Here is a 13238-nt window from a genome sequence, read left to right as displayed (position 1 = left end):
GGTGTCCCACCCCCGCGGCGGACCAGCACCTGGAAGGAACACCCTCATGACGACGACCCCGACGACTCCGACGACTCCGATGACTCCGACGACCCCGGCCGCCCCGATCGCCACCGTCGACCTGTTCGCCGCGGCCCTGCACATCCACCCCGACGGCGACCTCCGGGCCACCGAACGCCGGATGACCGGCGGCGACCCCGGCGCCTGGCAGATCGCCACCTTCCACGTGGAGACCGACGCCGACGTGCACGCCGACCACTGGGAGATGCACCCCGAGGCCGAGGAGGCGGTCTGCTGCCTGGCCGGCGGCGTCCGCGTCCACTTCCGCCCCACCGCGCCCGGTGCCACCGAGGAGACCGTACGGCTGGCGGCCGGCTCGGCGGTGATCGTCCCCCGGGGGCGCTGGCACCGCCTGGAACTCGACGCCCCCAGCGACCTGATGTCGATCACCCTGCGCACCGGCACCCGCCTCGAACGGCGCGACGGCACCCGCCTCGAACGGCGCGCCGGCGCCCACTGACCCCGGCCGGCCCGCCCCGCGTGGTACCGCGGTACTACGAGCCCGTCGAGGATCGGCCCCCGGTACCACGGTTCCGGCCGCCCCCCGCCCCTAGCGTGGAAGGCGAGGGCGGCCGGGACGGACCGGCCCCGGACCACAGGGATGACCGATGATCGAGGCGCACCAGCTGACGAAGCGCTACGGCGAGAAGACGGCCGTGGACCGGCTGGACTTCACGGTCCGGCCGGGCACCGTGACGGGCTTCCTCGGGCCCAACGGCGCGGGCAAGTCCACCACGATGCGGATGATCGTCGGCCTGGACGCCCCCACCGGCGGAACGGTCCGGGTCAACGGCCGCCGCTACGCCGAGCACGCGGCGCCGCTCCAGGAGGTCGGCGCGCTGCTGGAGGCCAAGTCGATCCACCCCGGCCGCTCCGCCTTCAACCACCTGATGGCCCAGGCCCACACCCACGGCATCCCGCGCCGCCGGGTCGAGGAGGTCATCGAACTGACCGGCCTGACGTCGGTGGCCCGCAAGCGCGCCGGGGCGTTCTCGCTCGGCATGGGCCAGCGGCTCGGCATCGCCTCCGCCCTCCTCGGCGACCCGGCCACCGTGATGCTGGACGAACCGGTCAACGGCCTCGACCCCGAGGGCGTCCTGTGGATCCGCAACCTGCTCACCGGGCTCGCCGCCGAGGGACGCACCGTCTTCGTCTCCTCCCACCTGATGAGCGAGATGGCCCTCGTCGCCGACCACCTGATCGTCGTCGGACGGGGCCGGCTGCTCGCCGACACCACCGTGCAGGAACTGGTCCGCCAGGCCGGCGGCGACGTCGTCAAGGTCGTCACCGCCGACCCGGCCGCGCTGCGCGCCGCCCTCGCCGGACCCGACGTGGAGATCACCGGCCGGGCCGGCACGGACGAACTGCTGGTCACCGGCCGCACGGCCCGCGAGATCGGCCTCGCGGCCGCCGAGCAGGGCATCGCCCTCTTCGAGCTCACCCCCCGGACGGTCTCCCTGGAGGAGGCGTTCATGGAGCTCACCCGCGACGCCGTCGAGTACCACGGCACCACCACGGCCACTGCCGCCACCGGCACCGGCACCGACACCGACACCCCGAGGAGCGCGGCATGAGCACCGTCGCACCGAGCCCGACCGCCGCGCCCGCCGACCCGAGGCCCGCCCGTCCGGCGTACAAGGTGACGGCCGCGCGGGTGCTGCGCGCCGAGTGGGCCAAGCTCTGGTCCCTGCGCTCCACCTGGATCACCCTCGGGCTGTCCCTGCTCTTCCTGGTCGCCTTCGGCCTGATCGCCGCGTTCCAGTTCAAGTCGCGGATCGACGGCGGCCGGCCGATGGACCGCGACTTCGCGGAGGCGAGCGCGCTGCGGCTCTCGCTGTTCGGCACCAACTTCTCCCAGCTGAGCCTGGGCGTCCTCGGCGTGCTGGTCGCCGCCGGCGAGTACTCGACCGGCATGATCCGCTCCACGCTGGCCGCCGTGCCGCGCCGCCTGCCCGTGCTCTGGTCCAAGGCCGCCGTGTACGGGGTGATCGCGCTGCTCCTCGGCACCGCCGGGGTGTTCGCCACCTTCCTCGCCGACAGCCGCATCGTGGCCGGCACCCGGGCGGCGATGACCCTCTCCGACACCGGGGTCGTGCGCGGCCTGCTCGGCGCCGGACTCTACCTCGCACTGGTCGGCGTGATCGGCGTCGCGCTGGGCGCGCTGCTGCGCTCGGTGGCCGGCGGGATCGCCGTCCTGGTGGCCGCGCTGACGCTGGTCCCCGGGCTGACCCAGCTGCTGCCCAGTTCGTGGCAGGACCACATCGGCCCCTACCTGCCCAGCCACGCGGGCGAGGCGATGTTCGCCCTCCAGCACGACGGCACCCTGCTGTCGCCGACCGCTGGGCTGGTCGTCTTCCTCGGTTGGACGGTGCTCGCCCTCGCGGGAGCCGCGGTACGGCTGCTGCGCACCGACGCCTGAGCCACCCGGGGCGCCCGGGGCGGGTGAGCCGCCCCGGGCGTCCTGAGACACTCGGGCGTCCTGAGACACTCGGGCGTCCTGAGACACTCGGGGTGCGGCGCCGGAACCGACCGGCGCCGCTTCCGCGACCGCGACTCCCTACGACCGCGAACGACCGCGAACGACCGCGAACGACCGCGACTCCGTACGAGCGCGACGAACCACCGCCACGGAGGTGCCACCGGTGAGCGACCACGCCACCTCCACGGCCCCGGCCGCCGGAGCCGGACCGTACCCGTTCACCGGAGCCGGACCGTACCCGGCCGCCGGGGCCGACACCCTCTCCGCCCATCCGCTGTACGCACGCCTGGCCCGGATCGGCCAGCGCCTGCGGCAGGCGGACCGCGACCACCCCTGGGCGCTCGACGCCGCCGTGGTCGCCGGCGTCGTCCTCCTCTTCTGCCTGCCCGACCTCTTCCCGGGGTACGGCAACGAGGGCCCGCGCGAGCACCGCCTCGTCCTCGCCCGGCCGCCGCTGGCCGCGATGCTGGCGCTGCAGGCCGGCCTGGTCGTCCCGCTGCTGTGGCGCCGGCGCCGGCCCACGGCGGCGTTCGTCACGATCATGGCGGTGTTCGCCCTGCAGTGGTCGCTGAACGTCGGCCTGCGCGCCGACGTCGCCCTGCTGGTCGCCCTCTACAGCCTGGCCCTGCACGGCCGGCTGCGGCACCTGGCGTGGTCCTGTGCCGCCATGGCCGGCGCCGTCTCCCTGGTCGCGGTCGCGATCTCCGACGGCGGACTGCCGATCGGGGACGCGCTGTTCTTCCTGTTCAGCGCCACCACCGCGGCCGTCGCCGTCGGCATCGCGGTGCGGATCCGCCGCGCCCAGCTCGCCGGGCTGCGCGAACGCGCGGCCCGCCTGGAGATCGAACGCGACCAGCGCAGCCGGCTCGCCACCGCCACCGAACGCACCCGGGTGGCCCGCGAGATGCACGACATCATCGGCCACAACCTGTCCGTCATCGTCACCCTCGCCGACGGCGGGGCGTACGCGGCCCAGGCCGCCCCCGAACGCGGCCGGGAGGCCCTGCTGCTGATCGGCGACACCAGCCGCCAGGCGCTCGGCGAACTGCGGCGGATGCTCGGCGTCCTGCGGGACCAGGGCGACGAGGCCGCCGAGTTCACCCCGCAGCCGGGCATCGCCGACCTCGACGGGCTGTGCACCCGCATCCGCGCCGCCGGACCGCGGGTGGTGTACACGGCCGCCGGGGACCTCGACCGCCTGGACCGGGGCGTGCAGCTGATGGCCTACCGGATCGTCCAGGAGTCGCTCACCAACACCCTCAAGCACGCCGGGCCGGACACCCGCGCCCACGTCACCCTGTCCGCCGAGGCCGACCGGCTGCGGGTCCGCGTCCAGGACAGCGGCCCGCCCCCCGGCGTCCGTCCGCCCGTGCACCCGGGCGGCGACGGCCACGGCCTGGCCGGCATCCGGGAGCGCGCGGCCCTCTACGGCGGAACCGTCACCGTCGGCCCCGGCCCCGGTGCAGGATGGACCGTGGAGGCCGTACTCGACCTCACCCCCGATCCGACAGGCGGCCCGACGTGACCACCGTCCTCATCGTGGACGACCAGCCACTGCAGCGCTACGGCTTCCGCATGCTGCTGGAGAGCCAGGCCGACACCCAGGTCGTCGGCGAGGCCGCCCACGGAACGGAGGCCGTCCGGCTCACCGCCGACCTGCGGCCGGACGTCGTGCTGATGGACATCCGGATGCCCGGCATGGACGGCATCGAGGCGACCCGCCAGATCGTCGCCGCCGGCGGCCGCTCCCGCATCCTCGTCCTCACCACCTTCGACCTCGACGAGTACGCCCACGCCGCGCTGCGCGCCGGCGCCAGCGGCTTCCTGCTCAAGGACGCCCGCCCCGAGGAACTGCTCTCCGGCATCCGCTCGGTCGCCGAGGGCGACGCCGTCGTCGCCCCCGCCGTCACCCGTCGGCTCCTCGACACCTACGCCCACCGCCTGCCCGTGCGCCCGCCCGGCACGGCACCCGCCGCCGACCCCCGGCTGGAGGCGCTGACCGACCGCGAACGGCAGATCCTGGTCGCCATCGCCCACGGCTGGACCAACGGCGAGATAGCGCAGCGCCTGGTCCTCGCCGAGTCGACCGTCAAGACCCACGTCAGCCGGGTGCTGGCGAAGATCGGCGCCCGGGACCGCGTCCAGGCGGTGATCTTCGCCTACGACCGCGGCCTGACCAGGCCCCAGCCGCCCATCTGAGCGGGGATCACGGCCCGCCCGGCTCGGACCCCCGCTTGCGGGCCGACGCTCCGGCACCCTTCGGCCGGGAGATGCGCCCATCCTCCGCCTTGCGATGCACACACCTCAACGCCGCCCCGCCCGCCCTAACGCGCGGACGACGGGGGTTGGACAACGGGCCCCAGGGCGCCGACGGTGAGCCAGGCGGTGGCGAGGAGCCAGCCGCCGAGGACGTCGAGCGGCCAGTGGACCCCGAGGTAGACGCGGCTGAGGCCGATCGCGAGGGCGAACAGCGCGGCCTCCGCGATCGCCGTCGGGGCCGCCGACGGGTGGGCCCGGGCGACGGCCAGTGCCAGCAGGCCGGCGGCGAGCGCGGCGGTGAAGGAGTGGCCGGAGGGGAAGGCGAACCCGGACGCGTCCGTCGCCCAGGTCGTCGCGGGCGGCCGGGGCCGGCCGCAGGCGTGCATCACCCCCAGCCGCAGGAGCTGGCCCGCGACCAGCCACAGCACCGGGGCGAGCAGCAGGAGTACGCCGCGGCGGGGGTCGCGCGGCGCGGGGGCGGCCCGGAGGGTGACGGCCCCGGCGGCGAACGCGAGCAGGTACGGCACCGGGCCGGAGCCGAGCCAGGTCAGCGCGACGGCCGCGCTGCGGGCGCCCTCCGGCCGGTGGGTGGCGGCCCAGTCGTCGGCGGACCGTTCGAACGGGAACGGCGCCCAGCCACGGGTGGCCAGCAGCACGGCGAGCCCCGTGAACAGCAGGGCGGCGGTGAGGGCGACGAGGGCGACGAGGGGCAACGGGCCGCCGAGCCGCCGGGCCCGGCCCGGTGAGTGGTTCATCGACGGTGCCGCCTTTCCTCGCGCTGCCTTTCTCCCTGCACCCGGCCGGTGCGATCGGTCAGTCGCCGTCAGTCGCCGTCAGTCGCCGTCAGTCGCCGTCAGCCGCCGTCTGCCGCCCGCGCCCGGCCGGTCGCCGGACGGCGAGCAGCGCGGTGTCGTCGGTGAGCCGGTCGCCGGTGTGCCGGACGACGGCGGCGGCCACGTCGTCGACCAGCCGTTCGGGGTCGGCCGCCCCGGGCTCGCGGGCCAGCCGGTCGAGGTGGGTGCGGAGGGGGAAGAACGTGCCGTGCCGGTCGCGGGCCTCGGTCACCCCGTCGGAGACGATCAGCACGGTCTCGCCCGGGTCCAGCCGGACCCGGTGGACCGGCGGCAGACCGCCCGCGAGGTGGGCGAGGCCGATCGGCGCGCCGTTGCCCGGCGGCAACTGCCGTACGCCGCCGGGGCCGAGGACGTGCGGGCTGTCGTGGCCGAAGTTGACCACCTCGACCTCGCCCGGCGACCCGGTGGGGAAGGAGATGACGACGGCGGTGGCGAACCGCTCGTCCTGGGCGCCCATCCGGACGGAGAACACGTTCTGCCGGTGCAGCCGTTCCTCCAGCCAGGAGGCGACGTCGGCCAGGTCCTCCTGGCGGTAGCCGGCCTCCCGGAAGCAGCCGACCAGGGCCGCCGCGGTGGAGACGGCCGGCAGGCCCTTGCCCTGGACGTCGCCGAGGATGACCCGGGCGCCGTACGGGGTGGCGAGGACGTCGTAGAAGTCGCCGCCGACCCTGGCCTCGACGTCGGCCGCCAGGTAGCGGGCGGCCGAGTCGACGCCGCCCCAGCCCGGCGGGACCGAGCGCAGCACGACCTGCCGGGTGGTCTCGGCGGTGCCCTGGAGGTGACGGACGTAGGCGACGGCCCGGGCGCGGTAGACGCTGAGCGGGACGGCGAGGGCGGATCCGGCGATCACCAGCAGGTAGTCCTCGATCCCCTGGTCCTTGACCCAGATGCTGTCCAGCACGGGGTAGCCGGCGATCGCGAGCGCGGCGAACACGGTGGTGAGCAGCGGGTCGCACAGGCCGGCGGCGACCACGGGCACCAGGACCAGCCAGCTGACGGACGAGAAGTCCGCGGGCGTCGCCGCCGCCACGGCCACCACCGCCGCGAGCAGCGCGGTGGGCACCAGCCAGGAGCGGTGGCCGTACCGGATCAGCAGGGGCAGGGGCGGCCGCGGTGCCTCCTCGGAACCCACCCGGCCACCGCCCTCCTCGGCCCGGTGTGCCGCGGGGCCGCGCGCGGGGCGCGGCGGGCGCGGCCGCCGGGCCTGCTCTCCATCCCCGCGCCCGGTGCGAAGCCGTGGGGCGGAGCCGTCGCGGCCAGGCTAGGCGACCGGGCCGGGTGCGGAGGGGGCCGCGCCCCCGGTCGTCGCACGATCGGACCAGTCGCCGCCACGGGTCGGCCCGGGGCGGACGGTCGACGCAGGACACGTTGTGTCCTATGGTGAACATTGTGTTCTGAAGCATCGTTCCTCCGACACCCCCGGGAACCGAAGGAGAACCACGGCATGGCCGACACGTTCGAAGCGGGCAAGTCCGAACTGGTGGACCTCGCCCACCGCCGGATGGAGACCGCGATCCCCGACAGCGGCTGGACGGTGCGCCAGAAGCTCGCCCTGACCTGCCGCATCCTGTTCGACGCCGGGCACGACTCCGGCCTGGCCGGACAGATCACCGCCCGCGCCGAGCGCCCGGGCACCTACTACACCCAGCGCCTCGGCCTCGGCTTCGACGAGGTCACCGAGCCCAACCTGCTGCTCGTCGACGAGGACCTGAACGTCCTGGAGGGGGACGGGATGGCCAACCCGGCCAACCGCTTCCACAGCTGGGTCTACCGCGCCCGGCCGGACGTCAACTGCGTCATCCACACCCACCCGCCGCACATCTCCGCCCTGTCCATGCTGGAGACCCCGCTGGTCGTCTCGCACATGGACACCTGCCCGCTGTACGAGGACTGCGCGTTCCTGGAGGAGTGGCCCGGCATCCCGGTGGGCAACGAGGAGGGCGAGCTCATCGCCGCCGCGCTCGGCGACAAGCGGGCCCTGCTGCTCGCCCACCACGGCCAGCTGGTCGCCACCGGGACGATCGAGGAGGCCTGCACCCTCGCCCTGCTCTTCGAACGGGCCGCCCGGCTGCAGCTGCTGGCGAGCGCCGCCGGCCGGATCCGGGAGATCCCCGGGCCGCTGGCGCGGGAGGCGCACGACTGGATCTCCACCCCCAAACGCGGCCAGGCGAACTTCGCCTACTACGCCCGCCGCGCCCTGCGGGCCGGCCACGGCGACGCCGTCCCGGGCGCGACCGGCTCCACCCCTGCCTCCGTTCCCGCCCCGAAGGAGTCCTGAGATGGCCACGACCGCCCTGGAAGGCGTCATCGCCTACCCGGTCACCCCGTTCTCCCGCACCGACGGCGGCCCGGACCTCGCCCGGCTGGCCGAGCTGATCGACCGCCTGATCGCCGCCGGCTGCCACGCGATCGCCCCGCTCGGCTCCACCGGCGAGAGCGCCTACCTCGACGACCGGGAGTGGTACGACGCCGCCGAGGCCTCGGTCGCCGCCGTCGCGGGCCGGGTGCCGACCGTGGTGGGCATCGCCGACCTCACCACCCGCGGCGCCGTCCGCCGGGCCCGGTACGCCGAGCACGTGGGCGCGGACGTGGTGATGGTGCTGCCGCTGTCGTACTGGAAGCTGGACGAACGGGAGGTCACCCGGCACTACCAGGAGATCGCCGGTGCGATCGGCATCCCGCTGATGGTCTACAACAACCCGGCCACCGCCGGGGTGGACCTTCCGCCGGAGCTGCTGCACCGGCTGGTCGACCGGGTGGAGAACATCACCATGGTCAAGGAGAGCAGTGGCGACGTCCAGCGGATGCACCGGCTCGTCCAACTGTCCGACGGCGCGCTGCCGTTCTACAACGGGTCCAACACGCTGGCGCTGGCGGCGTTCGCGGCCGGCGCGGCCGGCTGGTGCACGGCCGCGCCCTGCCTGATCCCGGAGCTCACCCTGGAGCTGTACCGGGCGGTGCGGGCCGGTGAGCTCGACGCGGCCCGGCGGGTGTTCCACCGGCAACTGCCGCTGCTGCGGTTCCTGCTCGGCGGCGGTCTGCCGACCACGGTCAAGGCCGGGCTGGCGTTGCGGGGTCTGGACGTCGGCGAGCCCCGCCTCCCGCTGCTGCCGCTGGACGAGGAGCGGACGCGGCTGTTGGCCGGGCTGCTGGCCGAGGCGGCGGCACCGGGCGCCTGACGCCGCGGGCGCCCGCCGCGCCTCAGGGCAGGGTGGGGACGGGATCCGAGGAGCCGGCCGGGTCGTCGTGGATGACCACGAGGATCTCGGCCGGCTCCGCGCCGGTGCTCCGGCAGCGGTGCGGCAGCGCCGAGTTGAAGTAGACGCTGTCCCCGGGGCCGAGTCGTACCGTGCGCTCCGGGAACTCCAGCTCCGCGGTGCCCGCGTGCACGAAGAGGAACTCCTCGCCCGCGTGGCACTTGTACGCCGACCCGGTCGGGTCGGTCGGCGGGTACATCACGAACGGCACCATCCGCTTGCCGCTGAGGCCGGTCGCGATGCCCTCGTAGTGCGGGGTGCCGGGGCCGGCCCCCTCGGCGATCGGGGTGCGCTCGCCGGCCCGCACCACGGTGACGAGCTCGGGCTCCACCTCGTCGGAGAACAGCCGGCCGACGTCGACGTTGAGCGCGTGGGCCAGCTTGAGCGCGGTCGAGATCGACGGGTCGCTGAGACCGCGCTCGACCTTGGAGAGGTAGCTCTTGGTGACCCCCACCTGCTCGGCCAGCGCCTCCAGGCTGAGCCGGTTCTGCTTCCGCAGCACCCGCAGTCTGCCGCTCATGCGCCACCCCTCACCCGCGGAATCGTCCGGTCCAGTATCCCACCGCGGGCCGGCCGGCTGACCTGGCGGTCACGACGCACCGGCCTCAGCCCTCCCGGGCCGCCGCGGTGGTGACGGCCGTGGCGATCAGCCAGCCGAGCAGCGGCACGCTCAGGGAGATGGGCAGCGGCCACAGGGTGGTGGTGAAGAGGAAGCTGCCGAGCATGGCGGCGCCGGCCGTCCAGGAGGCGCCGAGGACGGGGACGGCCAGGGCGGTGTCGCGCGGCCAGGCCAGGCCGTACGCCGTCAGCGCCGTACCCGCGCCGATCAGCAGGGCCAGCTCGAAGGAGGTCAGTACGGGGGTGCTGCGGACGGTGGCCCGGTGGCCGTGCCAGGAGACCTCGATCACCCGGCCGTTCCAGACCTTCAGGTCGACGTCGGTGCCGACCTGGGCCTCGTCGTAGAAGGCCTCGCCCACTTCGAGGGTATGGGCGGGAGCCTCCTCCCGGCCGACCGTCATCTTGTAGGTGGTGGAATCGCTGGTCTCCTTGTACGTCAGCGCCCGGACCTTGCCGGTCTCGTGGCGCACACAGGCGGTGCCCGGCGCGGTGCCCGCCGCGCCGCAGACCGGAGCCGTCCGGTGGGCGGCCATCTCGTGGTAGGTCGCCACGAACCAGCCGAAGCCGGCGGCCACGGTGGCCAGGCCCGCCAGCACCAGCAGGCCCCGGGCCAGCACGCGGGCGACCGTCCTGAAGGCCCCGGGCGGCCTGGCGTCCTCGGTCCGTGCGTCCATCGCAACCCCCTCGATCGTGGCCGGGCACCTCCCCGATGCCCAGCAGGATGATCTCAGGGGCGGCGCCACCGGGGGAACAACTCGGCTTTCCTGTAGCACAGTTGTCGACGGTCTGCGGTGAGGCCGCGACGCGGGAGGGCCGTCAGTAGTCCAGGGCGGCCGCCGTGGCGAAGGCGGTCATGACCACCCAGCCGAAGACGGGGATCCCCAGGGTGACCCCGAACGAGCACTGCGAGACGGTGTACACGAGGCTGCCGAAGGTCGAGAGGACGAGGACGCCGACGGCGACGCCGCTCGGCGCGCCCGAGCGGGACCAGGACAGTCCGTGGGCGGTGAGGGCCGATCCCAGCGCGACCAGCAGGCCCACCTTGAGGGAGGTCAGCCAGGGCGTGCTCGGGATCGGGTCCCGGTGCCCCCGGTAGAAGACCTCGGCGACCCGGTCGTGCCAGATCGTCAGGTCCACGTCCGCGCCGACCTCGGTGTCGTAGTAGAACTCCTTGCTGACCGAGTAGCCGTCGCCGGGCGCGGTCTCCCTGCCGATGGTCAAGTGGTAGACGGTGCTGTCGCCGCTGTTGTCGACGTTCTTCGCGACCACCTTGCCGGTCTCGTGCCGGGCGCAGTCCGTGCCGGGCGCGGCCGCCGCCGTGCCGCAGACCGGGGCGGTGCGGTAGGCGCCCCCCGCGTCGTACGCGTCGATGAACCACTCGAAGCCGAGCACGGTGGAGGCCAGCCCGGCCGCCAGGAGCAGGCCCTGGGCCAGGACGCGGGCGGCCACCCCGACGATCCGCCGGAGGCGGCGGGGAGGTCTGGCGTCCTCGATCCGAGCGTTCATCGCAACCCCCTCGACCGTGACCCGGCACCCAGCAGGATGATGACAGCGGCGTGGCCGCCGGGGGAACAACCCGGGCTTCCTGTAACGCGGTTGGGAACCTCCCGTGGCGGGGCCGTGACGGAGCCGGAGGTCAGTCCTCCCGGGCGGAGAACGTGGCGCCGGCGGTCATGCCCAGCCAGCCGAGGACCGGGACGACCAGGGCGGTGGCCGTGGACGTGGGCTCGGCCGCGATCAGGGAGCTGCCGAGGAAGGCGAAGAGGGCGACGGAGGCGGCGACGGCGGCGGGGGCCGGCGAGGCGCGCCAGGACAGGCCGTACGCGGTGAGCGCCGATCCGAGCGCGACCAGCAGGGCCACCTCGAGCGAGGTCAGCCAGGGCGTGCTCCGGGTCGGGGCCCGGTGGTCCCGGTAGGAGACCTCGGCGACCCGGCCGTGCCAGAGTGCCACGTCCACCTCCGTGCCGATCTCGGTCGCACGGTAGAAGTCCCAGCTGACCAAGTAGTTGCCCCGGTGCCCCGCCTCCCGGGTGACGGTCAGCCAGTACTGGTCGCCAGCCCCCTCGCCGCCGTCGGAGACGTCCCGGGCCGTCACCTTGCCGCTCTCGTACCGGGCGCAGTCGGTGCCGGGCGCGGCCGCCGCCGTGCCGCAGACCGGGGCGGAGCGGTAGCCGCTCACCTGGTCGATCGCGCCGACGAACCAGCTGAAGCCGAGCACGGTGGTGGCCAGGCCGGCCGCCAGGAGCAGGCCCTGGGCCAGGACGCGGCCGGCCGTCCCGGTGATCCGTCCGGGGTGGCCGGGCGGCTTGGCGTTCTCGGTCCGAGCGTTCATCACAACCCCCTCGATCGTGCCCGGGCGCCTCCCCGGGTGCCCCGGCACGATGATGACAGCGGCGTGACCATGGGGTGAGCAAGCAGCGGCGCTTGTAGCGGAGTTGTGAAACTCGGGCCGGACCGGGACGGGCCGGGGCGGTCAGAGGAGCGTTACGGCGGCGGTGATCACGGCCAGCCAGCCGAGCAGGGGATTCCCAGGACGAGGACGAGCGGCCACTGCCAGGGGATGAGGAAGGTGCTCCCGATGTAGGCGCAGGGGCCGATGACGACGGCGGCGCCGAGGCGGGCGTCCCCGGTGTCACGGCGCGACCGGGTCAGGCCGCGCACGGTCAGCGCCGATCCCGCCGCGACCAGGGCGGCCACCCCCAGGGACGGCAGCCGGGTCCCGACCGGGTTCTCGGCGCTGTGTCCGTGGTACGAGACCTCGGCGACCCGGCCGTGCCAGAGCCTCAATTCCACGTCGGCGCCGATGGCCGTGGACTGGTAGAAGTCCTGGTCGACCTCGAAGGTCTGCGCGGGCGCCGTCTCACGCGCCACTGTCAGCAGGTAGGCGCCGTCGGTCTTCCGTGCCGTCACCCGGCCGCTCTCGGACCGGACGCAGTCCGTACCGGGCGGGGCCGCCGTCGTGCCGCAGGCCGGCGCCGTGTGGTGGGCGACCGCCTCGTCGTGGGTGTCGAGGTACAGCCCGAAGCCGAAGGCGGCGGTGGCGAGCCCGGCCAGGACGAGCAGCCCCTGTGCCAGGAGCCGGCCTGGCGATCCCGCCGTCCGTCGGGGCCCGCCGGATGCCCCCGGGTCCCTCTGCCATGTCTCCATCGCCACCCCCACAGCCGCGTCCCCGGACGCCCTTCCCGGGCACCCGGCGGGGATGATTCCAGGGCGGCCGGTCGGCGGGGGAGTGGCCCGGCGGGTTTGTGACGTGGTTGTGGAACTCCGGCCGGGGGCGGCCGGTCAGGGCAGCAGCAGGGCGGCGAGCTCGTCGAGCAGTTCGGTGACCCGGCGGGCCTGGTCCGGGTCCGGTACGGCCTTCGCGATGACCGGTTCGGCGGGCTGGGCGGCGCGGGCGCGGACGGCGTTCCGGGCCCGGTCGGAGACGGTCAGCAGGGTGCGCCGCCCGTCGGCCGGGTCGGCGGTGGCGTCGAGCAGTCCGCCCTCGCGCAGTCGGGCGACCGAGACGGAGACGTGGCTCTGGGCGAAGCCGGTGCGGGCCCGGATCTCCTGGACGGAGGTGGCGGGGTGGCGGTACACGTCGGAGACCACGGCGAGCTCGCCGGCGGTGAGGTGCGCGGAGGCCGCGTCGGTGACCATGGCGCGGCCGAGGTCGGTCAGCCGCTTGCCGAGTCTGAGGAGTTGCACGCCGTCCATGTCCGGAAGGATACA

At 74.7% G+C, this 13238-nt stretch carries 15 protein-coding genes; 7 read left to right on the top strand and 8 right to left on the bottom strand.

Going from position 1 to position 13238, the window contains the following annotated elements:
- The first annotated feature begins 79 nt into the window (after positions 1 to 79).
- The 5 genes from ACYP53_RS18885 (at position 80) to ACYP53_RS18865 (ending at position 4738) form a co-directional block, all read left to right on the top strand.
- Positions 80 to 520 (top strand): cupin domain-containing protein, encoded by a 441-nt coding sequence (locus ACYP53_RS18885; RefSeq protein ID WP_189925140.1) that lies wholly within the window; start codon positions 80 to 82, stop codon positions 518 to 520.
- Positions 521 to 668: 148 nt separating this feature from the next.
- Positions 669 to 1634, top strand: coding sequence for an ABC transporter ATP-binding protein (locus tag ACYP53_RS18880; RefSeq protein ID WP_459648186.1), 966 nt, complete (start codon positions 669 to 671; stop codon positions 1632 to 1634).
- The gene (locus ACYP53_RS18875; RefSeq protein WP_459648185.1) at positions 1631 to 2479 is read left to right on the top strand and encodes an ABC transporter permease; all 849 of its coding nucleotides are present in this window, start codon (positions 1631 to 1633) and stop codon (positions 2477 to 2479) included. The genes ACYP53_RS18880 and ACYP53_RS18875 overlap by 4 nt, the downstream gene beginning before the upstream one ends.
- A 334-nt stretch (positions 2480 to 2813) precedes the next feature.
- A complete protein-coding gene (locus ACYP53_RS18870) occupies positions 2814 to 4064 on the top strand; it encodes a sensor histidine kinase (RefSeq protein WP_459649786.1) in 1251 nt (416 codons plus the stop codon).
- Positions 4061 to 4738, top strand: coding sequence for a response regulator (locus ACYP53_RS18865; protein WP_459648184.1), 678 nt, complete (start codon positions 4061 to 4063; stop codon positions 4736 to 4738). Before ACYP53_RS18870 ends, ACYP53_RS18865 begins: the two co-directional genes overlap by 4 nt.
- A gap of 125 nt (positions 4739 to 4863) precedes the next feature.
- Here ACYP53_RS18865 and ACYP53_RS18860 read toward each other — a convergent pair whose 3' ends face one another.
- Positions 4864 to 5553, bottom strand: coding sequence for a phosphatase PAP2 family protein (locus tag ACYP53_RS18860; protein WP_459648183.1), 690 nt, complete (start codon positions 5551 to 5553; stop codon positions 4864 to 4866).
- An 88-nt stretch (positions 5554 to 5641) separates the two neighbouring features.
- Positions 5642 to 6784, bottom strand: coding sequence for a PP2C family protein-serine/threonine phosphatase (locus tag ACYP53_RS18855; RefSeq protein ID WP_459648182.1), 1143 nt, complete (start codon positions 6782 to 6784; stop codon positions 5642 to 5644).
- 312 nt (positions 6785 to 7096) lie between these two features.
- On the opposite strand from ACYP53_RS18855, the gene ACYP53_RS18850 reads away from it, so the two are divergent.
- Entirely contained in the window at positions 7097 to 7930 is an 834-nt protein-coding gene (locus ACYP53_RS18850) for an aldolase (protein WP_459648181.1), read from the top strand.
- A 1-nt stretch (position 7931) separates the two neighbouring features.
- Entirely contained in the window at positions 7932 to 8831 is a 900-nt protein-coding gene (locus ACYP53_RS18845; RefSeq protein WP_459648180.1) for a dihydrodipicolinate synthase family protein, read from the top strand.
- A 22-nt stretch (positions 8832 to 8853) separates the two neighbouring features.
- Here the strand turns inward: ACYP53_RS18845 and ACYP53_RS18840 are convergent, their stop codons facing one another.
- The 6 genes from ACYP53_RS18840 to ACYP53_RS18815 all read right to left on the bottom strand — a co-directional run bounded on the left by ACYP53_RS18840 (position 8854) and on the right by ACYP53_RS18815 (position 13223).
- On the bottom strand, positions 8854 to 9429 hold the full coding sequence (locus tag ACYP53_RS18840; RefSeq protein WP_459648179.1) for a helix-turn-helix domain-containing protein: 576 nt from the start codon (positions 9427 to 9429) through the stop codon (positions 8854 to 8856).
- 85 nt (positions 9430 to 9514) lie between these two features.
- On the bottom strand, positions 9515 to 10201 hold the full coding sequence (locus ACYP53_RS18835) for a hypothetical protein (protein WP_459648178.1): 687 nt from the start codon (positions 10199 to 10201) through the stop codon (positions 9515 to 9517).
- Between the two features lie 142 nt (positions 10202 to 10343).
- A complete protein-coding gene (locus tag ACYP53_RS18830) occupies positions 10344 to 11033 on the bottom strand; it encodes a hypothetical protein (protein ID WP_189925108.1) in 690 nt (229 codons plus the stop codon).
- 130 nt (positions 11034 to 11163) lie between these two features.
- Positions 11164 to 11859: a hypothetical protein gene (locus tag ACYP53_RS18825; protein ID WP_459648177.1), complete on the bottom strand. Its 696-nt coding sequence runs from the start codon at positions 11857 to 11859 to the stop codon at positions 11164 to 11166.
- Positions 11860 to 12026: 167 nt separating this feature from the next.
- Entirely contained in the window at positions 12027 to 12674 is a 648-nt protein-coding gene (locus ACYP53_RS18820) for a hypothetical protein (protein WP_459648176.1), read from the bottom strand.
- A 135-nt stretch (positions 12675 to 12809) separates the two neighbouring features.
- Positions 12810 to 13223 (bottom strand): MarR family transcriptional regulator, encoded by a 414-nt coding sequence (locus ACYP53_RS18815; protein WP_459648175.1) that lies wholly within the window; start codon positions 13221 to 13223, stop codon positions 12810 to 12812.
- Between the last annotated feature and the right edge of the window lie 15 nt (positions 13224 to 13238).

This window comes from Kitasatospora sp. Ki12, from assembly GCF_054601375.1.
This window is presented reverse-complemented; position numbering and strand designations above follow the sequence as displayed.